Origin of the sequence: Bradyrhizobium sp. LLZ17 (assembly GCF_041200145.1) — a bacterium.
In the GTDB taxonomy this organism is placed as follows: Bacteria; Pseudomonadota; Alphaproteobacteria; order Rhizobiales; family Xanthobacteraceae; genus Bradyrhizobium.
Genome location: NZ_CP165734.1, coordinates 5585241 through 5605890 on the forward strand (window position 1 = coordinate 5585241; position 20650 = coordinate 5605890).

Here is a 20650-nt window from a genome sequence, read left to right on the forward strand (position 1 = left end):
CCGGCAATGCCGCTGGCCTGGTCGCCAGACCCATCGACAGCTCAGGCACTCTGAGCTGTCTTCACCACCACGACATTGGTGTTGTCGTCCGGGACAGGGGTGGGTTCGGGGGCAGCCTTCTCGGTCTCGGCGGCGTGCCGCTTCAGGTAGCCCCGCCGCATGTCAATCTCATCGCGCACGAATTCATAGCCGAGCTTGAACGTATCGAGCCCGTCGGTGCTGATCGTGCCGTCCCTGAGGCCAATGACCGCGCCACGCAGAATCCCCTCGAGTTCGTCCTGGAGACATTCGAGCTGATCCAGCGAATGGGCGTGCTCGATGCGTTCGCCGATATCGAGGATGGCGGTGGCGAGCTCGCTGGCCTTCTCCGGCGCGATCCGGGTGATCTTGGCGTAGATCGCGGCAAAGATCGAACCGATGACACTGAGCGCGCCGGCGCCCAGGTACATCAGGTCGCTATACTTATCCATGAACGACTTGGTGTCGTCATTGATGTAGTCGGCAGCTCCCTGATGCGCCATCACGAAAGCATCCTTCTCGACGGAAGCCGGCTCGATGTGCGTCGCGAAGCCGCTGTCGAGCCCGAGCGCGGACTTGTTCTCGTAGACGATGCGCGCGAGGTCGCCGGCGGTGGTCGCCGACATCTTGGATTGCGCGACCAGCAGCCATTCCAGCCCGATCGTATCGAGATCATCGTCAGGAATCTCTGGCGAGGCGGATAGCGTGCCCGCCGTCAGAGTCTCGTCGGAAATCCCGGGGAATTTGCGCGCCAGCGCCTTTGCTTCGTCGATCGCGTTGAGCGTGAAGCCGCCGCGTCGGGCGACCTGCTCATAGGCCTTGTCCCGTACCGCCCTGGAGGCGTGGACGATGGCGATCACCGCGCCAAAACCGCTCGATGGCGCGAACAGCTTGTCCAGGGTAGCGCCCTGCGGCGCCATCTGGATTTTCGCTGCGTCCGGGCCGTCGGGAATGTCGAGAATATTGCGGACGAAGGCAAGCGAGGACTCGGTCTCGGCGACCACTGCGACCTTCTTCTTTTTCAGCTCGGCGAGCGACTTGATCTTCTTGTTGCCGGGACCGAGCAGGAGCACGAGATCGTGCTCGAGGATTGCGAGCGCCCGTGCCCGCAGCGGCACCTTGGCATCAGTGCGCAGGACGGCAAGGTCGGCCTGCTTGCGGTCGAATTGCGTGGTCGCCTTGGCGTTGTCGGGAGTGTTGACGACCTTGATGCGGAATCGCGAGGCGTTGTTCTTCAGCACGGCCGCGAGCTTGGTCGCGAACAGCGCCTCGTCGCTGTTGGGGCTGCCGACGGCAAAGATCAGCGTCTCCGAATTGTGCAGCATGGCCCGGCCGGCCCAGACGGTCGCAAGCGACAGCAGTAGGGTCAGCACGACGTACAGCAGAACCTGCTGCTGATTGGTCTTGATCACCTTGGGACGCCGGGGCGGCGGGAGCTCGGTGGACGAGGTCGGGCCTTCAGCACTCATGGCAGCACTCTGGCCTTATTTCCGGGATGCCGGGCGGCGCGGTATCGCCGGCCGCACGCGCAAGAAAATTCGTAAGCGTCTGAAAAAAGAAAGCTATTTCTCTAGCTGGGGATGATAGCGCTCTGGCAATAGAATGCAAATTCCGCGCCGAAGGTAACCTTACTCAAGGCGACCCGGACGATGGGTCGTCCTATCACCGTTTAGTCACAGTTGCCGATTTTCCGGTTCCCCCCGGCTGCATTCCGCGGCAGGAGATGTCATAAATCCTCCGTCCGATCGTCTGATCGGCCCAAGAAGAAGTTGCGCTGAACGCTCCATTTTCCTTTCGAAGCCAATGAGGGCGTCAGCTTTGTCGTTTCCACCCATGTCATCGGCGATTCCGGTTGAAGCGCTCATTGGCTGGATGTTGCTGCTCACGTTCAAGCACATCATCGCCGATTTCGTTTTGCAAACCGCCTGGATGGCGCACGGCAAGGACCAGAAGCACGGCTGGGCCCTGCCGCTTTTGGTGCACTGCCTGGTTCACCTTGCGGTTGCGCTGCCGCTGATCCTGATCGTCGCGCCCAGATTCTGGTTCGTGGCGCTGATCGATTTCGCCATCCACATCACGATCGACCGGGCCAAGGGACTGGTCTCGGCCAATCTCGGCGTCAACCATGAGCATCCCTGGTTCTGGACCCTGATCGGCGTCGACCAGGCGCTGCATCATCTCACCGGCTTCGGGCTCTCGATCTTCATGGCCGCGAACTGAAGGACGGCGGCCCTCTGGGCGTAGGTCATCGTCCATCGGCATCCACATTCTTCGCGCCTTTCGGCTTTCCGTGGATGGCCCGGACAAGCCCGGCCATGACGCCGGGGGCGCGCACTGATTCGCGGCCAGGGCGCAAGCACCCCGGGTAACTACCGGCCGGGGTGGTTAACCTTTCATTAGAGAATTGCACTGCATCTTCGGCATCGAGGGAGAACCGCAATGTTTTCAAGCCGCGACGCCTATGAAAGCGATTTCTGCCCGGTCCGCGACGAACTCCTTGGCGAAATGTATCGCGCCAACGAGAGTGGCCTGCCGAGGCTGGTTGAGACTGTTTCCCCGGACGTCCGCGCCATGCTGGCGCTGTTCTGCTATCGCCGCAGCCATCTGCACTCGCTGGCTGTCGCGATCGCGGCGAGCTGTAGCGAACGCGACCTGATCGAGAACGGCGGCCGCGTTGGCTCGACGCTCTACGCGCTGTCGCGCGAGCGCACCGCCAAATCGTCGCCCTCGCTGTCGGGCGGCCGCAAGCCGATCACGCTGTCGACCAAGCCGCTCTCGGTGCTCGCACCGTTGGAGGACGAGATCGACGACGAGATCACCGAGGCCGTTCCCGCCTAAGCGACCTCGATCACCGGCAGCCCGAATTTGCGGCGCGCCATCGCGCATTCGGCGTCGCCCGGCATGCAGGTGCGGCACACCTCCGGCCGCACTTCGTAGATGCCGCAGGCGGTCTCTTTCCCGATCTCTCCACGCAATGCCGAGCAGCGATCGCCCTCGCAGCGCATGCCGGATTGCCGTTCGTTGACGAACTTGTCAGGGATCAACGCGAGCTCCTCGTCGCTCTCGATCGAGAAGCGCGGCCAGTTCGCCGAATAGCTGCAGCAGGCGCCGCAGCTCTGGCAGCAGCTCGACAGGTCGATGGGGATCGCCTCTTCCATTGTCGTCACGTGTCCTTGGGCGGGCCCCAGACCAGGCTCTGACGCCATTTCGCGCGCAGCACGTCGCGCCGCTCCGGATATCTCTCGTCGAGGTAGGTTGCCTCCACGACGCGATCGGTGCGGAAGCTGCGGAAGTCGCTGCGCAGCTCGCACCAGGCCGCGAGCAGACGCACGGCTTCGAGATAGCCGATCGAAATCGGCCAGATCATTCGCTCGCTGGCGCGGCCCTGCTCGTCGCGATAGCGCAGCATGATCTTCTTGCCCTCGTGGATATGGGTGCGCGTGCGCGCCATATCCAGGCGGTCCGGCTCCCTGTTCCAGCTCGGCCGCGCGCGGCTTGCCGGCTCCAGCACGAAGGGGCGCAGGCGCTCCGGTACCGTGTCGGCGATCTTGGCCATCAAATCTTCGGCCGCGCGGGCCAGCGTTGAATCGGCATGGCCCGCGACCCATTGTGCGCCCAGCACCGCCGCCTCGATCTCGTCGGGTGTCAGCATGAGGGGCGGCAGGTCAAAACCTTTTTCCAGGATGTAGCCCATGCCGGCTTCGCCGCGGATCGGCACGCGCTGGCCCATTAGCGTCGCGATGTCGCGATAGATGGTGCGCTTCGAGGTCTCGAGCTCGGCGGCGATCGCATCCGCGGTCAGCGGTTTGCGGGTGCGCCTCAGCACCTGGATGATCTGAAACAGCCGGTCGGCGCGTCTCATGACAATTCTCTTATCGGTGATCGATTCCAAAAACGTCGCGCGGCTGCTGACAGGATGTTGGCAGCAGGGGAGTTCTATACCGGGGACAACACATCGACTGAAGAGGATTTGTCCATGATCATTCCAACCCGTTTCGGCCCGGTTGGTCCGTTGTGGCCGGCCCAGGCTTTCGACGGCCAGACCTTCAATTTCAAGATCTTCAGGTTCAAGGCGTTCGACGTCAACGCCTGGCAGGCCTGGGCCTTCTGCCGTCTCGTATCCGCTGATCTCATCAGTATCGACCTCCGGGTTACGCTCGTGAGCGTCATGACCCGTTCACTGGTTCAGGCCATGGACGCACTGGTCCACCACGTCATGGGCCGCGCCTGGCGAGAGGGCCCGCTTCGCAGAAGATATCACGGCTGCTGCCACCATGGTGGCAGCAGCCCGGCACTAGGTTCCGTCAACTCTTTCCGTCGTTCAGGAGAGCTATCATGATTACGCTTTACGGCTTTGGCGCCGGCTTCGGCCTGCCGGAGATCAGCCCTTTCGTCACCAAGACGGAGGTGCAGCTCAAGATGGCGGAACTGCCGTATCGAAAGGAGCGGGCGATGCCGCCGGCCTCGCCCAAGGGACAATTGCCTTTCATCGACGACGGCGGCGAGGCGGTGGCCGATTCCACGTTCATTCGCGCCCATCTCGAGCGCCGCTACGGCTTCGATTTCGACGCCGGCCTCTCCTTGCCGGAACGCGCGCAGGCCTGGGCGTTCGAGCGCATGATCGAGAGTCACGTCTATTGGGCGCTGGTCGGCGCACGCTGGGTCGATCCGGTGAATTTCGCCAAGGGGCCTGCGCATTTCTTCGATGGCGCGCCGGAACACAATCGCGAGAAGTTGCGTGAGGATGCGCAATTCCGCGTGGCCGAGAATTATCTGCTCTCCGGCCTCGGCCGCCACGGGCCCGATGACGACGTTGATCTCGCCGTGCGCTCGCTGTTCGCACTCTCGGTTCAACTCGGCGACAAGTCTTATCTGATGGGCAACAAGCCCAGCGGTGTCGATGCGACCGCGTTCGGCGCGCTTGCCGGGATTTTGACGCCGTTCTTCGAATCCCGCCTGCGCGAACGTGCCGAGGGATTTCCAAACTTGATCGCCTATGTCGATCGCATGATGGACAGTTACTATCCGGAATTCGCCTGGACGCCGCTGCGGCGGGCGGCGTAGCCGCCAGGCTGCGTGGCGGTTGGTGCATCCGCAGGCTCGCTGCAACCTCTCCCGCTTGCGGGAGAGGTCGGCGCCAAGCGCCGGGTGAGGGCTCTCTCCGCGTTGGTATTTTTTCCGTACGTCCGACAGTCCCCGCGCGGAGGCAACCCTCTCCCCAACCCTCTCCCGCAGGCGGGAGAGGGAGCGCAGCGACATCTGGGCTACAACTCGATCACAAAGACAAAAGCAAAAGAGCCGGCCCCATGGAGCCGGCTCTCGTCTTCGAAATCGTCGCCGCGTTTACCTCACCAGCGCGTACTTGCCGTTCTTCACGGTGAGCAGGATGCGCGAGCGGTCGTCGAGGCCGTAGCGGTCTTTTTCGGTGAAGTTGTAGACGCCCTGGCTCGCCGCCATTTCCTTCTCCGATAGGAGCGCCTGCCGGATCGCCTCGCGGAATTCCGGAGTGCCGGGCTTGGCCGTCTTCAGCGCCACCGGAATGACGCGCTTCAGGATCTCGAAGGCGTCGTAGGAATGGCCGGCGAACTGGCTGCGGCTGTTCGGACCATACTTGCCCTCATAGGCGGTGTTGAGCGCGAGGCCCGGCTTCTTGGTCGCGGCCTCGTCCGGCTGGTCTTCCGGGTCCATCACCGGGCCGGACGCCATCAGCACGCCTTCCGCTGCCTTGCCGGCGATGCGGATGAAATCCATGCTCGCTGCGCCATGGGTCTGGTAGATCAGGCCCTGATAGCCGCGCTCGCGCAGCTCGGTCTGCGGCAGCGCGGCGGCGGTGCCTGAGGCGCCGACCAGGATCGCGTCGGGATTGGCGGCAACGAGCTTCAGCACCTGGCCGGTGACCGACGTGTCGGGCCGTGCGAACCGCTCCTCGTCCACAAGGGTCATGCCCATCGGCACGCCCTGGGCCTTAAAGTCGTTGAACCAGAGGTCGCCATAGGAGTCGGAATAGCCGATATAGCCGACCGTCTTCACGCCCTTCGACTTCATGTGCTGATAGAGCACCTTGCCCATGATCGGAATCGGCTGCGGCATCGCCACCGACCACTTCATGCGTTCCGGCGTGATCGGGAACGGCGCGAGGCCGAAATGCGGAATGCCGGCCTCGTTGGCGACGTTGGAAACCGCGATCGTCGGTGGAGTCAGCGCCGAGCCCATGATGATGTCGGCCTTGGATTCCGTGACGAAGCGGCGGGCGTTGGTGGTCGCGGTGGTGGGATCACCGCCGTCGTCGAGTACGATCACCCTCAGCGGCACGCCGCCGATCTCTTTCGGCACGAACTCCAGCGCATTGCGCTCGGGAATGCCGAGCGCGGCACCGGGGCCGGTCGTGGTGGTGGTGATGCCGATGGTGATTTCATTGGTTTGGGCCAGCGCGGGCAGCGCCGGCAGCGCAAGCGTAGCCGCAGCGATGGCGGCGGTCAGGTAAAAGCGTTTCATTTATTCCTCCCTTGTCGTGTTTCCTTGAAAGCAGAAATCGGGGGTAATTCAGCCCCCTCTTTTGGCGATGTGGCGATTTAGCTCCAGACCTAACTTCCCGTGAATTTGGCTACCATTTCCGCCGGGAACGGTGCCGATTTCAGCTTGTCGGGGTTAACGGGATCGCGCCCGACCAGGACGCGGGTCTCGAAACCCTCAATCGCGAGATCCTCGCCCTTATAGACATTGTGCTTCACCTCGAAGCTCGAGCGCTTGATGCTCTCGATCTTCGTCTCGATGGTGATCCAGTCGCCATAGGTCGAGGGGATGTAGAACTTGGCCCGCGTGTCGACCATCGGAATCCCCACCAGACCATACTTGCGGACCAGGTCCTGCTTCGAGAACCCGGCCACCTCGAACAGAGTCGAGGTGGAATCATCGAACATCGCGAAATAGCGCGGGTAGTAGACGATGTTGGCGGGGTCGCAATCGCCCCACTGGATCTGGACCTCGCGCCGGTTCACGAACATGTATCGGGCCTATTTCGGCGCCATGCGCAGCGAGCCGTCAAGCCGGACCACTTCGCCGTTCAGATACGAATTCTCGACCATGTGCAGGGCGAGCGCGGCGAACTCGTCCGCGTGGCCGAGCCGGCGCGGGAAGGGGATCGCTGCGGCGAGCGAGTCCTGGGCTTCCTGCGGCAGGTTGGCGAGCAGGGGCGTGAGAAACAGGCCCGGCGCAATTGTCAGCACACGGACACCGAATTGCGCGAGCTCGCGCGCGATCGGCAGTGTCATGCCGACAATGCCGCCCTTGGAGGCCGAATAGGCCGACTGGCCGATCTGGCCGTCATAGGCGGCGACGGACGCCGTGTTGATGATGACGCCGCGCTCGCCGGTCGCCTGCGGCTCGAGCTTCGACATCTCGGTTGCGGCGAGACGCAGCATATTGAAGGTGCCGATTAGATTGACCTTGATCACCTTGTCGAAATCGGCGAGGGCCATCGGCCCGTCGCGGCCGACGACCCGCTTGGCGACGCCGATGCCGGCGCAGTTGACCAGCACGCGTGCCGGGCCAAGGGCTTTCGTCGCCTGCGCGATCGCAGCTTCAGCGGACGCGGCGTCGGAGACGTCGCAGGTCACGGCTACGCCCTTGATCTCGGCGGCAACACTTTCCGCGAGCTTGGCATTGAGGTCGAAGACCGCGACCTTGGCGCCCTGCGCCGCCAGCTTCCGCGCGGTCGCCGCGCCGAGTCCCGATGCACCGCCGGTGACGATGGCTGCCTGATCCTTCAACAACATGGCGTTCTCCTGGTGCGATGGTTTCTTACCCGACCGATATCACACGGTCTGAGGGATTGGCAGCGTAGAGCTCGTCGATCAATGCCGCGCGATGTTCCAGCACCGCGCGCTGGTTGATCGAGCCCTTGTCGGTGACCTCGCCCTTGTCGATCGAGAGCGGCGTATCCAGCAGGATCGCGCGCGTGATCCGGGTGGAGGAGCCGGTGGCCGAGGCAAGGAACTGCGTCAGGCGCTCGCGGAAGGCGTCGCGCACCAGCCGGTCGCGGGCCGTGACGGTGAGATTGTCGGCGGGCAGCGTCGGGTTGATCAGCCGGCAGCCATCGAGATCGAGCAGCACGAGCGCGGAGACCTCGTCGCGATTGATGCCGGCGATGACGACGTCGCGCACCAGCGGCGCACAGCCTGCGACGAAACGCGCGCGCAACGGGCCGACGCTGACCCAGGTGCCGCTCGCAAGCTTGAAATCCTCACCGATGCGGCCGTCGAAATCGAAGCCGGCATTGAGATCATTGGGGTCGGCGGGCTTGAGCGCGTCGCCGAGCTTGTAGAAGCCTTCCTCGTCAAAGGAGTTTGCCGTGATCTCGGGCTGGCGCCAGTAGCCGGGCATGACGTTCGGCCCCTTGCAGCGCACTTCCAGCTTGCCGTTGTTCGGCACCAGCTTTGCGTCGTTCCCTGATACGGGTAGGCCGACATGACCGGAACGGCTGGTGCGCGGGTTGACCGACATGAAGAACGGCGCGGTTTCGGTCGCCCCTAAGCCGGTCAGCATCGGCACGCGATAGCCCTTCTCCTTGACCGCGAGCTCGTCGAGGCTGTCCCAGACGAACGGCGAGAGCGCCGCGCCGGAGAAGAACATCGCGTGCAGCCGGTCGAAGAACTTGGCGCGCAGGCCCTGGTCGTCGCGCAGATAGGGCAGCAGCGACTCGTAACCCTTGGGCACGTTGAAATACACCGTCGGCGAAATCTCCTGGAGATTGCGCACGGTTTCCTCGATGCCGCCGGGCATCGGCTTGCCGGCATCGAGATACATCGAGCCGCCATTGTAGAGCGTCAGCCCGATATTGTGGTTGCCGCCAAAGGTGTGATTCCAGGGCAGCCAGTCGATGATGACGGGCGGCTCGTCCTTGAGGAAGGCGAGCGTCTCGCGCAGCATCACCTGGTTGGCGCAGATCATGCGCTGGGTGTTGATGACGGCCTTGGGATTGCCGGTCGAGCCCGAGGTCAGCAGGAATTTCGCGATGGTGTCGGGGCCGATCCTGCCGTGGACGTCGTCGAGATCGCCGCGGACCGGCGCCGCCATCAGGTCGGCGAGCAACGTGACGTCGCGGCCCGGCACGCTGCCGTAGGACGCCGCGATCTCGGTGCCGAGCGAGACGTTGGCGGCAAGCGCGTCGGCGAATTTGTCGGCGTTCTCGGCGAAGACGAGGCCCGGCGTCAGCAGCTTCATCAAATAAGACAGCTTGCCGTAGTCCTTTGACACCAGCGAATAGGCCGGCGACACCGGGCAGAACGGAATGCCGGCATAGAACGCGCCGAAGGCCAGCAGCGCGTGGTCGATCGAATTGCCGGAGAGGATCATGACCGGCCGCTCGGCCGACAGGCCGCGCTGGATTAGGCTCGAGGCAATGTGCCGGGTCGCGGTGAGCAGCTCCGCATACGTGATCTTGCGCCAGCCGCGGCCGCCTTCGCGCTCCGCCATGAAGACGCGGTCGGGCGTGGTCGTTGCCCAATGGTGCAGGCGGTCGGTAATGCGAACGGGATAGTCGCCGAGCGGCTGTTTTGGTCGCAGGTAAATCGTGCCGTCGTCGCGCCGCTCGATGCTGACGGCGGGATCGCCGAACGAGATCGGCCGCAGCGGAGAAGGGCTCGCGCCGCGCTCTGTGCTGGAAGAGGACGGCTGTGCGTTCATGACTTCGGCTTTACCTTGGCGGTCTTGTGTTCGAGAAACTCGCGGATCCTGCGCTTTGCTTCCTTGTCGCTCTGCGCCACCGTCGCCATCAGCGATTCCATCAAGAGGCCCGTCTGCGGATTGGCCTCTGCGATCATCGGCAGTGCCTGGAGCACGGCGAAATTCGTCAGTGGCGCGTTGGAGGCGACCTTGGTCGCAAGCTCCAGCGCCTTGCTGAGGCCGTTGCCGGCCTCCGTGACGTATTGCGCAAAGCCGTACGAGGCGCCCTCGGTCGCGGAATAGACGCGCCCGGTCAGCATCATGTCCATCATCCGCGCGACGCCGATCAGCCGCGGCAGCCGTACCGAGCCGCCGCCACCGACGAAGATGCCGCGTTGTCCCTCGGGCAAGGCAAAGTAGGTCGAAGGCTCGGCAACGCGAATATGAGCGGAGCAGGCAAGCTCCAGCCCACCGCCGATCACGGCGCCTTTCAGCGCAGCGATCACCGGCACGCGGCTGTACTGGATGCGGTCGAACACCCGGTGCCACATCTGCGAATGCAGGAGGCCGCCCGTGGCATCATGGTCCTGGAGCTCCGACAAATCGAGGCCGGAGGAGAAATGATCGCCGATGCCGTGGATGACGACCGCGCCGATTTCCTCGGGGAGGGAGGCAAAGCACTCGCCGATTTCCAGGATGATGCCGTCGTTGAGCGCATTGCGCTTGGCCGGCCGGTTCAGACCCACGGTCAAGACCCGGTCCACCCGCTCGATCCTCAACAGCCCGGAGGCGCCCGCGTCAGCGGTCTCGGCGTTTCCCTGCGTCATTTGCGTCCTTGTCAGAATAGTTATGTTGTATAACGAATTTTGGGGGAGTCAAGGAGGGGATAGGGCTGGGTATGGCTCCGGCTGGCCTGGCCGGCTGGCGCCTACGCCGTGGTCAGGGGCAAGGAGCGCGTTGGGATGCGCGGTCGTCGCCACATCCTCCGTCATTGCGAGCACAGCGAAGCAATCCAGAATCTTTCCGCGGAGGGGCTCTGGATTGCTTCGCTTCGCTCGCAATGGCGAGGTGGCAGCCGCGTCACATCACCTGGTGCACGTCGATTATCACGCGATCCGCGTGCCGGGCGGCGGAGGCAACGAAGATGTGCTGCATCAGCCAGCGATACTTCTCATGTCCCGTCTCGAACTTCGGCACCGTGCGGAAATAAATCAGCTTCGGGTCCACCGCTTCGCCGCGCTTCAGCTTCTTCAGCAGGTCGACCGGGCCGAAACGGATGCCCTTGTTCTCGACATAGACAGTAGCGCCGTCGTCGGTCTCGAAGGCGTATCTCGCCTCGAGATCGATCAGCTCGTTGGGGCGGACGGTCTGAAAATCGGCGCCCAACGGCAGCACTTTTCCGATGATCGCGCCTTTCACCTCGCCGCCGATGATCGGAATGATCCGGCGAACGCCGATGCCGGTCTCGCCGGCGGTGACGACCTCGCCGATCTGGGCGGTGACGGTGAAGACGTATTTGGTCTCAAGCGTCGGTGCGGTCATCGCTTCACCTCCTATCTGTCGAGCTAGCACCGGCGCCCTTCCTTCTCCCCTTGTGGGAGAAGGTGGCGCGAAGCGCCGGATGAGGGGTCTCTGTCGACGAGCGAGTCCGCGGAGAGAGACCCTCACCCGTCTCGCCGCTGCGCGGCGAGCCACCCTCTCCCACAAGGGGAGAGGGGACGACAGTGCGTCGCGTAGCAGCCATTGCATTCTCAATGCGCCATCATCCGCGTTGGCAGCCATGTCGCCAGCAGCGGGCAGGCGATCAGGATCACCAATCGCACCAGGTCCGTTGCCACGAACGGGATCACGCCCTTGAAGATGGTGGAGAACGAGACGTCCTTCACCACGCTCTTGATGACAAAGACATTCATGCCCACCGGCGGATGGATCAGGCCGAGCTCGACCGTCATCACGATGATGACGCCAAACCAGATCGGGTCAAAGCCAAGATGCGTGATCACGGGGAAGATGATCGGCACCGTGAGGATGATCATCGCCATCGCGTCCATCAGGCAGCCGAGCACCAGATACATCACCATGATCAGCGCCAGCACGCCGTAGGGACCGAGGCCGAGGCCGGTCAGGAATTCCGTCACCTTCTGCGGCGTCTGCGTCACCGTCAGGAAGTAACCGAAGATCAAGGCGCCGATCAGCACGGTGAACACCGCGGCCGCGGTGCGCGTTGCCTGGAGCAGCGATGCAAAAACCTTCTCGCGGTCGAGCCGGCCTGTGGCCACCCCGATGATGAAGGCGCCGGTGGCGCCGACGCCGCCGGCCTCCGTCGGCGTGAAGCGCGGCAGGAACGGCAGGCCGTAGAGGCCGCCGATCACGAAGACGAACAGCAGCACCGGCGCCCAGATCTCCTTCAACCCGGCAAGGCGCTCGCGCCACGGCAGCACCTTGCCCTTGGGCAGGAAGTCGGGCCGGAGATAGCCGATCAGGAAGATCGTGATCATGTACATCGTCATCGCCAGCAGACCGGGGATGATGCCGGCGATGAAGAGCTTGCCGATGTCCTGCTCGGTGATGATGCCGTAGACCGCAAGCACGGTGGAGGGCGGCAGCATCGCACCCAGCGTGCCTCCCGCCGCGATCACGCCGGTGGCGAACGACTGCGGATAACCGAAGCGGCGCATCTCGGGATAAGCAACCGCGGAGAAGGTCGCGGCGGTTGCCACCGACGAGCCGCAGATTGCGGCAAAGCCGCCGCAGGCGCCGACAGTGGCGATGCCGAGCCCGCCGCGGAAATGCCCGACGAAGCCGTTGGCGGCGCGGAACAGCTCGCGGCTCATGCCGGAATTGCTGACGAAGGAGCCCATCAGCAAGAACATCGGGATCACGCCGAAGGTGTAGTCGGTGACCGTGCGCATCGAGGTCTGGCCGACCAGCTTCAACGCCGGTGTGGCGCCGACCAGATAGGTGAATCCGGAGACGCCGACGAGCCCCATCGCCATGCCGACGGGCAACGCGCAGCAGCATCAGGACAAATAGGGAAACGAAGCCGAGAACGGCGACGGCATCGGTGCTCATGATTACTCCGTCGCCTTCAGCTTGGGGTCGAGCATCTCTTCGGGATGGAAGATCAGCCGGTAAGTGCGGATCGCGATCAGCAGCACCGCGGAGACGTCGCCGATCCAGGCGATCGCGAAGAACGGCCATGTCGGCATGTGCATGTCGAAGGTCTGGACGTTGTCGTTGTAGGTGCCGCGCACCTTGTCGAACAAGGTCCAGGTCTGCACGGTCACGACGAACAGCAGCACCAGGGTCGCGAACACGTCGATCCAGCGCTGATAGCGCGGCCCGACATTGCCCCAGACCAGGTCGACCGTGATGTGCGTACCGCGATACGAGGTCGCGGCGATGCCCCAGAAAATGAGGATGCCGAGCAGCATGCGGCCGATGTCGAAGCTGTCGGGGATCGAATAGTTCAGCGTATTACGCAGCAGCACCGACAGGAAGATGTCGAGCGCGACGATGCCGACGAAGCCGGCCGCGATCCATTCGATCGCATCGATAAAGCGATCCATCCAGACGCGCTTCATGGAAGATCCTTCCAACGAGTTCGAGGTGCGCCCGCGAATGAGGTGCGCTCCCTCCCCGCTTGCGGGGAGGGCTGGGGGAGAGGGTGTCTCCATAAGGAGACAATCTCCTAGAGGAGAGAGCCCCCACCCGGCGCTTCGCGCCGACCTCCCCGCAAGCGGGAGAGGCGCAGCGAGTTCGCGGTCGCAGCTCGGCGTCACTCCGCCAGCGCGTTGTACTTCTTCAGCGACGCCTTCAGATCGGCCAGCGCCGCGTCCGGATCGGCGCCGGCCTTCCTGGCGCCGTCGGACCAGGTCTTGACCAGCGGCTCGGCGGCTTTCTTCCAAGCGGCGGTTTGCTCCGGCGTCAGCTTGTAGACCTCATGGCCTTCTTCCGCCTTCACCTTGTCGATGCCGGCATCCTCGAACTTGCCCCAATGCTCGCCGACAACACCGGCCATCTCGGTCGTGCAGTTCTTGTCGATCGCGGCCTTTTGCTTGTCGGACATCGCATTGTACTTGTCCTTGTTGATCACGAACACGAAAGTCGTGGTGTAGAGCGGCGCGTCCATGTCGTACTTCGTCACCTTGTCGATGCCGAACAGCACCAGTGAGCCCCAGGGGAAGGTGACGGCGTCGGCAACGCCGCGCTCGATGATGTCGCGCACTTCGGGCGCCGAGGACTGCACATTGGTGCCGCCGAGGGCGGTGACGAAATTGGCCATGGTGGCGTGCGCGGGACGTATCTTCAGGCCCTTCACGTCTTCCGGCATCACGATCTTCTTGGTGCGGGAGTGAAAGGAGGAGGGGGAGTGGACGAAGGCGAGACAATATTTGACGTCCTTCATCTGCTTCTCGGCATATTTGCGATACCAGGCGTCCAGTCCCATCGAGCCGCCCTTGGCGTCGGAGATCAGGAACGGCAATTCGCCGGCGCCGATGATCGGGAAGCGGCCGGGCTGGTAGCCGGGATTGACGTAGGTGACGTCGGCGATGCCGTCGCGCGCCATGTCGTAATGGTCGAACGCCTTGCCGAGCTGCTGGGCCGGAAACACCTTGCCCGTGATGGTGCCGCCCGAATCCTTGTTCACCGCGGCCACCCAGTCTTCCAGAGACTTTTGCAGCGGATGCGACGCCGGCACCCAGTGCGAGACCTTCAGGTCGACGGTCTTGTCCTGCGCGAACGCAGGGTTCACGCTTGCTGCCAGCAGCAAAGCCAGACAGGCTTTCCTCATCACGCGTCTCTCCCTCTTTGCGACGGCGGGCTTCGATGGCCCGGTCTCATTAATTAACATGTTATCTAATTGGCTGGCGTGTTCAAGCCGGAACTGGCGGGTGATCTACGTCAGCCATGTTGCATGGATCCGTCCCGGATCGGGCGAGCAACCTCCTTTTGCCCAAACCGTTATATGTTATAATTATCGTGGGCGGACCGACGCGACAAGCGGATCCGTGCCGCATCCTAACAAGATCGGGAGGAGCGCGTATTGCGGACAAAAGTCGCAATCATCGGAGCCGGGCCGGCAGGATTGTTGCTCGGGCAGCTGCTGCATGCCTCCGGCATCGATAACTTCATTCTTGAGCGGCAAAGCCCGGATTACGTGCTCGGGCGCATCCGCGCCGGCCTTCTCGAGGAAGGAACCGTCGCATTGCTCGATCAAGTGGGCGCAGGTCGACGCGCGCATGCCGAAGGCCTCCTTCACGAGGGTATCGAGCTCGCCTTTTCCGGCCGTCGTCATCGCATCGACATGAAAGCCGCGACCGGCAAGACGGTCATGATCTATGGCCAGACCGAGGTCACGTTCGATCTCATGAATGCACGCCAGGCGGCCGGCCTCACGACGATCTACGAAGCGAAAGATGTGCAGCCGCACGATTTCGACGGCGGTCACCCACGCGTAACCTGGGTCAAGGACGGCGTCACTCACGAGATCGAGTGCGACTTCATCGCCGGCTGCGACGGTTTTCATGGCGTCAGCCGCGCCAGCGTTCCGGCATCGGCGATCGAGGAATTCGAACGGATCTATCCGTTCGGCTGGCTCGGCATCTTGTCCGATACGCCGCCGGTCAGCCATGAGCTGATCTATTCCAACCACGCCCGCGGCTTTGCGCTCTGCACCATGCGCTCGACCAAGCGCAGCCGGCATTACGTGCAGTGCTCGCTCGACGATCGTGTCGATCAGTGGCCAGATGAGCGCTTCTGGGACGAATTGAAGCGCCGGCTCGACCAGGAGGCGGCCGACAATCTCGTCACCGGGCCCTCGATCGAGAAGAGCATCGCACCCTTGCGCAGCTTCGTCGCCGAGCCGATGCGCTTCGGCAAGATGTTCTTGTGCGGCGATGCCGCCCACATCGTGCCGCCGACCGGTGCCAAGGGCCTGAACCTAGCGGCGAGCGATGCGCATTATCTCGCGAGCGCTCTTCGCGAATTCTACGACGAGAGGTCGAACGCCGGCATCGATGGCTATTCGGCGAAGGCGCTGGCGCGGGTCTGGAAGGCGGTGCGCTTCTCCTGGTGGATGACCTCGATGCTGCACAAATTCCCCGACACCGGCACTATCGGCGCCCGCATCCAGCTCGCCGAGCTCGACTACGTCACGCAGTCGCAGGCGGCGATGACGTCGCTGTCGGAGAATTATGTCGGGCTGCCGTTTTGACGCTGGCTGTCATGCCCCGCGAAAGGTCCCGTAGGGTGGGCAAAGCGAAGCGTGCCCACCACTTTCGTATTTGCGGAGAGACGGTGGGCACGGCGCGATGCGCCTTTGCCCACCCTACGGGACTTGCGCTCGCGACGACGAGAGCCGTTTCAAACACCCGCGCAAATTCCGTTTAAAACTTTGTAGGTGGTGCATTTGTCACGTCCGTCGCGTTCAATGGCCGCAGCCACTAACGCGAGCAACACATGACCAGCACCGACATCCCCGCTGGCTTCGAGCCACATTTCCGCAAGGCTCCTCTCACCGATCCCTGGGAGCCGCTCTATTCGAAGAAGACCGACAAGGCGGTGAGCATCGGTCTGCGCCTGGCCAAACCGCACACCAATGCGCGCGGGTTGATCCATGGCGGCCTGATCGCGGCGCTGGCCGACGCCGCCATGGGCTACAGCTGCGCACAGGCGACGGGCTGGACCACGTCGTTGGTGACGATCTCGCTGTCCGTCGACTATGTCGGAGCTGCCGAGATCGGCCAATGGCTCGCGGTCGAAGGCGAGGCCATCAAGACCGGCAGCACGATTTGCTTCGCGCAGTGCCTGGTCAGGGCCGACGACACCCTGATCGCGCGGGCCAGCGGCACGTTCCGGGTGGTGCCGAAGAAAGGATAGTTGTCACCCAAACCGCCAGTCCGCCGTCTCGACCACGAGATCGATGAACGCGCGCACCTTGGCCGAGAGCAGGCGCGAGGTCGGGTAGACGATGTGGATCGGCAGCGCCGGCTGCTCGTATTTCGCCAGCACGATTTTCAGGCGTCCGCGCCTCAAGCCTTCGGCGGCCTGATAGGCCAGCACCCGCGTCACGCCGCCGCCGGCCTCGGCATATTGCAGGGCGGCGTCGGCACTGTTGCTGATGAAGCGCGGAGTCGGCGCGATCTCGATGTCGCGGCCGTCGCGCAGGAAGCGCCACGCGGTCGAAGGCCCGAACAGGATGGTCTGGTGCTCCAGGAGCGCCTCCGGCGTCTTCGGCTCGCCGTGGCGCTTGAGATAGCGGGGCGCGGCCACCACGATCCGCCGCATCTCGCCGACCTGGCGCGCCACCAGCGAGGAATCGGCGAGATGGCCGATCCGCACCGCGGCGTCGACGGCATCTTCCACCAGGTTGACGAGGTGGTCCGACAGCCGCAATTCGCAGGCGACCTCCGGGTAGCGCTTGAGATAGGCGGTCATGACAGGTCCGACATGGAGCCGGCCGAAGCCGACCGGCGCCGACACCACCAGCCGCCCGCTCGGCCGATTGCGTTCAGCGCGGGCCGAGCCGTCGGCATCCTCGACATCGGCAAGGATGCGCCGGGCGCGTTCCAGATAGCGCGTGCCGACGTCGGTCAGGGTCACCTGCCGCGTGGTCCGCTGCAATAGCCGCGCGCCGAGATGCTCCTCCAGCGCTGCGATCAGCCGCGTCACTACCGAAGGCGACAGCCGCAGCTTGCGTGCCGCAGGCGCAAAGCCGCGCAGATCGGCGACGGTCACGAAGACATGCATGGCTTCAAGGCGGTCCATGAGGGTTATTGCATATTCCGCAACGATGAAGTGTCAAGAGGGATGATTGTTCTGGCCGCTGGAAGGTCCATTTTACGCGGCGAAAGACGCAGATCTGCGCCGGACCAGGAGATGCTCCGATGACAATTGCAGCCCGTATCTATGCCAGCGACGTGGCCTTCACGCCCGCGGTGAAGGAGATACAGACCCGCAAGGGCTCGCGCGAGGCCTATGCCCGTGCCGAGCAGCACGGCTGGCGCACCGAAATCGACGAGAAATTGGCTGGGTTCCTGGCCGATGCCAACAGCTTCTGTTTCGCCACGGCCTCGGCGGACGGCCAACCCTACATCCAGCACCGCGGCGGCCCGAAGGGTTTCCTCAAGGTGCTCGACAAGCAGACGCTCGCCTTTGCGGACTATGCCGGCAACCAGCAATTCATCAGCCAGGGCAATGTCTCCGAAAATCCCAAGGCCTACATCTTCATCATGGATTACGCCCATCGCCGCCGGGTGAAGATCTGGGGTGAAGCGCGGGTGGTCGAGCACGACGACGCATTGATGCAGTCCCTGATGCCGAAGGGCTATCGCGCGCGGCCCGAGCAGGTGATCGTGTTCAAGATCGCTGCATGGGACACCAACTGCCCGCAGCACATTCCGCAGAAATTCGACGCCGCCGATGTCGCGGCGGCGCTGGCGGCACGGGATCAGCGCATTGCGGAACTGGAAGCGGAGCTGGCGGCGTTGAAGGGACGGACGAGCGGCGAAGCCAGCTAATCGTCAACGTCGTCCTGCGTGCGGCCGAACAGGTGCACGATGCCGGGCGTCGCGATCGTGACGAACACGAATCGCGAGAGGTGATGGGCGCCGACGAAGATGGGGTCGATGTGCAGCGTCAGCGCCAGCGCCAGCATGGCGTCCATCGCGCCCGGCGCGAAGGCGACGACGACGTCGGAGAACTTCACCTGTGTGGTGAGTGCCACGATGCCGACGAAAATGGCGGAGACGGCGATCGCCACGGTAAACGAGCCCAGTGCTGCGTTGATATGGCCGGCCAGCGTCTTGATCCGCATCCGGGCAAAACGGCTGCCGATCAGCGCACCGATACCGACCAGCGCGACGCCGCGCACCCAGTTCGGCAGGCCGCCTTCGACCCAGCCTGCGCCGTGCAGCACGCTGGAGCCGATCATCGCGCCGAACATCCAGCTCGCCGGAAATTTGATCAACCTTAGCAGCAGCGATGCCGCCAGCGAGGCGGCGACCAGCTCCAAAAGCTCGAGCGGCGAGGCGATCACGGTCGTCAGCGACGGCGCGACGGACGGCGCCACCCCTGCGATCGCCAGCACCATCGGCAGCGCCGCGGTGAGGATGATCACGCGCATGGTCTGCACCACCGCGATGCCCGGCAGGTCGGCGCCACGCTCAACCGCCAAAATCGTGATCTGGGACAGCGCCCCGGGACTGCCGGCGAGAAAGGCCGAGGTGCGGTCCCAGCCGTGGACGCGCTGGAGGTAATAGCTCGAGCCGAAGGTCGAGCAGAACGTCGCGAGTGCCAATAATCCGATGGTCAGCGGATAGGCGCTGACCTGCTGGATCAGATGCCGCGAGACGACGGAGCCCAGCGAAATGCCGAGCAGCACCAGTACGGTCTGGGTCAGGAGCGGCGGCAGCGCGAGCTGGCGTCCGGCGATCGCGGCTATGCCGACCGCGATCATCGATCCAGAGATCAAGCCGCCCGGCAGGCCGGCCGCCACGAACGCCAGGCCGCCGGCGGCGCCGATGGCAAGCGTCTCCACGGTGCGCAACAGCTTGGCACGGCTCGGCAATTCGAATGGCAGGGAGGCGGTGATTTGCTTCACACCACCTTATTGCAAATCAGCGAGAGGCGCACAATTGCGGCCAGCTCATGCCGCAATGCGCGCGCCTCTCGCCAAAAGAGCGGGACGATTGTGACGGATTTACTTCTTGTCGGCCGCGGGCGCAGCAGTGGTCCCGGCCTTGGCTTCCTTCATGCATTCGGAGCGGAATTTCTTGCGCTCCTTGCCGTGCAGGCCCTTGGCGTCGGCCTGCTTGGAGCATTCCAGCGACTCGGCCGAGTGCTCCTTCGGCGCCTTCTTGTCCATGGGGGCGGCAGTTGTGGTCTTGGCGTCGGCCTTGGCAGCCGGCGCGGCGGTCTGGGCAAAAGCGGTGCCGGTTGCGAACAGGGAGGCAATCGCGACGACGGCGAGGCGGGAGGCGAGGGTCATATGATGCACTCTTCTTGAGAGAATTGCGGAGGGACGGGAACGTCGGCCCGCGTTGCTGAACGCGACATGAATGAGCTGAACGGCAGGACGACTATATTTTGGCCCCGAACGTCATCGCTTCCTTGTCGGAAGCTCCCGACACGCTAGGATAGCAATCCTCGTTTTGCTTCCCTGAGGGAGACCAAGGATGACGGCTCGAATGAAATTATTGTGTGCGGTTGCGGTGTCGGGATTTGCGGCGTTGGTGGCAACCGCACCGGCGCAGGCCCTGACCTCGCAGGAGTGTAGCGCGAAATATCAGGCCGCCAAGAAGGACGGCTCGCTCGGCACCATGAAGTGGAATGACTTCCGCAAGGCCCAGTGCGGTGCCGACGCAACGCCGGCCGCTGCGCCGACGGCCGCTGCCCCGGCTGCGCCGGCGGCTCCCGCCGAGCCGAAGGCGGCAGCGAAAAAGAGGCGGCCCCCGCGGCCGCCCCGGCGCCGACCATGCCGGTGGGTAACGCGATCTTCCCGAACGCGGTTGATCCCAAATATGCCAAGGAAAGCGCCGGCAAGGCGCGCCTGCACACCTGCGTCGACCAGTACAATGCCAACAAGACGACCAATGGCAATGCCGGCCTGAAGTGGATCGAGAAGGGCGGCGGCTACTACAGCGAATGCAACAAGAAGCTGAAGGGCGCAGCCTGAGGCTTCGATGGGATGCGGTGGCCGGAGCAAAGCTCCGGCCATTTCGCTTAGCCCAATAGTTTCTCGGCCGATTTCGCCACGAGCTGGGAGCGCTTGCGCGGGTCGCGCTCGACGAACAACAGGCTCTGGCCGAAGATAAAGCAGTAGGACAGGAAGGCCCGTACGTCGGCCTCCCGCTGCCAGCCCGTTGGCTCCATAAACTTCGGCGACCTGCTTCAGCCGTGCCGCATCCACGCCCGCGACCGCATCCGCAGGGCGCGGCGATTGACAAGCCTGCCGGTGCATCCCTTG

At 63.8% G+C, this 20650-nt stretch carries 21 protein-coding genes and 3 pseudogenes; 8 read left to right on the forward strand and 16 right to left on the reverse strand.

Going from position 1 to position 20650, the window contains the following annotated elements:
• Positions 1 to 41: 41 nt before the first annotated feature.
• Positions 42 to 1487, reverse strand: coding sequence for a TAXI family TRAP transporter solute-binding subunit (locus AB8Z38_RS26770; RefSeq protein WP_369720722.1), 1446 nt, complete (start codon positions 1485 to 1487; stop codon positions 42 to 44).
• 403 nt (positions 1488 to 1890) lie between these two features.
• Between AB8Z38_RS26770 and AB8Z38_RS26775 the strand changes: the two genes are divergently transcribed.
• Together AB8Z38_RS26775 and AB8Z38_RS26780 are read left to right on the forward strand one after the other, a co-directional pair.
• Positions 1891 to 2238, forward strand: coding sequence for a DUF3307 domain-containing protein (locus tag AB8Z38_RS26775; RefSeq protein WP_369726618.1), 348 nt, complete (start codon positions 1891 to 1893; stop codon positions 2236 to 2238).
• A gap of 219 nt (positions 2239 to 2457) precedes the next feature.
• Positions 2458 to 2856 (forward strand): hypothetical protein, encoded by a 399-nt coding sequence (locus AB8Z38_RS26780; RefSeq protein ID WP_369720723.1) that lies wholly within the window; start codon positions 2458 to 2460, stop codon positions 2854 to 2856.
• Here AB8Z38_RS26780 and AB8Z38_RS26785 read toward each other — a convergent pair.
• Entirely contained in the window at positions 2853 to 3176 is a 324-nt protein-coding gene (locus AB8Z38_RS26785; RefSeq protein WP_369720724.1) for a YkgJ family cysteine cluster protein, read from the reverse strand. The two genes, AB8Z38_RS26780 and AB8Z38_RS26785, sit on opposite strands and share 4 nt — an antisense overlap.
• 5 nt (positions 3177 to 3181) lie before the next feature.
• Positions 3182 to 3880 carry a helix-turn-helix transcriptional regulator gene (locus AB8Z38_RS26790; RefSeq protein ID WP_369720725.1) on the reverse strand — a complete coding sequence of 233 codons (699 nt, stop codon included), beginning with the start codon at positions 3878 to 3880 and terminating at the stop codon, positions 3182 to 3184.
• Between the two features lie 114 nt (positions 3881 to 3994).
• On the opposite strand from AB8Z38_RS26790, the gene AB8Z38_RS26795 reads away from it, so the two are divergent.
• Positions 3995 to 4357 carry a hypothetical protein gene (locus AB8Z38_RS26795; RefSeq protein ID WP_369720726.1) on the forward strand — a complete coding sequence of 121 codons (363 nt, stop codon included), beginning with the start codon at positions 3995 to 3997 and terminating at the stop codon, positions 4355 to 4357.
• Positions 4354 to 5082 (forward strand): glutathione S-transferase family protein, encoded by a 729-nt coding sequence (locus AB8Z38_RS26800; RefSeq protein ID WP_369720727.1) that lies wholly within the window; start codon positions 4354 to 4356, stop codon positions 5080 to 5082. Before AB8Z38_RS26795 ends, AB8Z38_RS26800 begins: the two co-directional genes overlap by 4 nt.
• Before the next feature lie 279 nt (positions 5083 to 5361).
• Here the strand turns inward: AB8Z38_RS26800 and AB8Z38_RS26805 are convergent, their stop codons facing one another.
• From AB8Z38_RS26805 to AB8Z38_RS26845, 9 genes and pseudogenes are all read right to left on the reverse strand, one after another.
• Positions 5362 to 6513 carry an ABC transporter substrate-binding protein gene (locus tag AB8Z38_RS26805; RefSeq protein ID WP_369720728.1) on the reverse strand — a complete coding sequence of 384 codons (1152 nt, stop codon included), beginning with the start codon at positions 6511 to 6513 and terminating at the stop codon, positions 5362 to 5364.
• An 89-nt stretch (positions 6514 to 6602) separates the two neighbouring features.
• On the reverse strand, positions 6603 to 7022 hold the full coding sequence (locus tag AB8Z38_RS26810) for an acyl-CoA thioesterase (protein ID WP_369720729.1): 420 nt from the start codon (positions 7020 to 7022) through the stop codon (positions 6603 to 6605).
• Positions 7023 to 7031: 9 nt separating this feature from the next.
• Positions 7032 to 7793, reverse strand: a complete 762-nt coding sequence (locus AB8Z38_RS26815) for an SDR family NAD(P)-dependent oxidoreductase (RefSeq protein ID WP_369720730.1) — start codon at positions 7791 to 7793, stop codon at positions 7032 to 7034.
• A gap of 25 nt (positions 7794 to 7818) precedes the next feature.
• Complete coding sequence (locus tag AB8Z38_RS26820) at positions 7819 to 9702, reverse strand: feruloyl-CoA synthase (protein ID WP_369720731.1); 1884 nt, start codon at positions 9700 to 9702, stop codon at positions 7819 to 7821.
• Positions 9699 to 10508, reverse strand: a complete 810-nt coding sequence (locus tag AB8Z38_RS26825) for a crotonase/enoyl-CoA hydratase family protein (protein ID WP_369720732.1) — start codon at positions 10506 to 10508, stop codon at positions 9699 to 9701. Before AB8Z38_RS26825 ends, AB8Z38_RS26820 begins: the two co-directional genes overlap by 4 nt.
• A gap of 253 nt (positions 10509 to 10761) precedes the next feature.
• Positions 10762 to 11223, reverse strand: coding sequence for a DUF3237 domain-containing protein (locus tag AB8Z38_RS26830; protein ID WP_369720733.1), 462 nt, complete (start codon positions 11221 to 11223; stop codon positions 10762 to 10764).
• Positions 11224 to 11432: 209 nt separating this feature from the next.
• Positions 11433 to 12753, reverse strand: a pseudogene (locus tag AB8Z38_RS26835) (TRAP transporter large permease).
• 2 nt (positions 12754 to 12755) lie between these two features.
• A complete protein-coding gene (locus AB8Z38_RS26840; RefSeq protein WP_369720734.1) occupies positions 12756 to 13265 on the reverse strand; it encodes a TRAP transporter small permease in 510 nt (169 codons plus the stop codon).
• Between the two features lie 194 nt (positions 13266 to 13459).
• Positions 13460 to 14476, reverse strand: a complete 1017-nt coding sequence (locus tag AB8Z38_RS26845) for a TRAP transporter substrate-binding protein (protein ID WP_369720735.1) — start codon at positions 14474 to 14476, stop codon at positions 13460 to 13462.
• Positions 14477 to 14728: 252 nt separating this feature from the next.
• Here AB8Z38_RS26845 and pobA point away from each other — a divergent pair, with 252 nt between their 5' ends.
• Positions 14729 to 15898: a 4-hydroxybenzoate 3-monooxygenase gene (gene pobA, locus AB8Z38_RS26850; protein ID WP_369720736.1), complete on the forward strand. Its 1170-nt coding sequence runs from the start codon at positions 14729 to 14731 to the stop codon at positions 15896 to 15898.
• Positions 15899 to 16143: 245 nt separating this feature from the next.
• Positions 16144 to 16563 (forward strand): PaaI family thioesterase, encoded by a 420-nt coding sequence (locus tag AB8Z38_RS26855; RefSeq protein WP_369720737.1) that lies wholly within the window; start codon positions 16144 to 16146, stop codon positions 16561 to 16563.
• Between the two features lie 3 nt (positions 16564 to 16566).
• Here the strand turns inward: AB8Z38_RS26855 and AB8Z38_RS26860 are convergent, their stop codons facing one another.
• Entirely contained in the window at positions 16567 to 17451 is an 885-nt protein-coding gene (locus tag AB8Z38_RS26860) for a LysR family transcriptional regulator (RefSeq protein WP_369720738.1), read from the reverse strand.
• A 119-nt stretch (positions 17452 to 17570) separates the two neighbouring features.
• On the opposite strand from AB8Z38_RS26860, the gene AB8Z38_RS26865 reads away from it, so the two are divergent.
• Complete coding sequence (locus AB8Z38_RS26865) at positions 17571 to 18203, forward strand: pyridoxamine 5'-phosphate oxidase family protein (protein ID WP_369720739.1); 633 nt, start codon at positions 17571 to 17573, stop codon at positions 18201 to 18203.
• Here AB8Z38_RS26865 and AB8Z38_RS26870 read toward each other — a convergent pair.
• Both AB8Z38_RS26870 and AB8Z38_RS26875 read right to left on the reverse strand, forming a co-directional pair.
• Positions 18200 to 19285, reverse strand: coding sequence for an AbrB family transcriptional regulator (locus AB8Z38_RS26870; RefSeq protein WP_369720740.1), 1086 nt, complete (start codon positions 19283 to 19285; stop codon positions 18200 to 18202). The genes AB8Z38_RS26865 and AB8Z38_RS26870 overlap by 4 nt on opposite strands.
• 99 nt (positions 19286 to 19384) lie before the next feature.
• The gene (locus tag AB8Z38_RS26875; RefSeq protein ID WP_369720741.1) at positions 19385 to 19672 is read right to left on the reverse strand and encodes a PsiF family protein; all 288 of its coding nucleotides are present in this window, start codon (positions 19670 to 19672) and stop codon (positions 19385 to 19387) included.
• Positions 19673 to 19859: 187 nt separating this feature from the next.
• Between AB8Z38_RS26875 and AB8Z38_RS26880 the strand changes: the two are divergent.
• Positions 19860 to 20359: pseudogene (locus tag AB8Z38_RS26880) on the forward strand (hypothetical protein).
• Positions 20360 to 20406: 47 nt separating this feature from the next.
• Here AB8Z38_RS26880 and AB8Z38_RS26885 read toward each other — a convergent pair.
• Positions 20407 to 20611: pseudogene (locus AB8Z38_RS26885) on the reverse strand (TetR/AcrR family transcriptional regulator); the annotation flags it as partial.
• Positions 20612 to 20650: the final 39 nt, after the last annotated feature.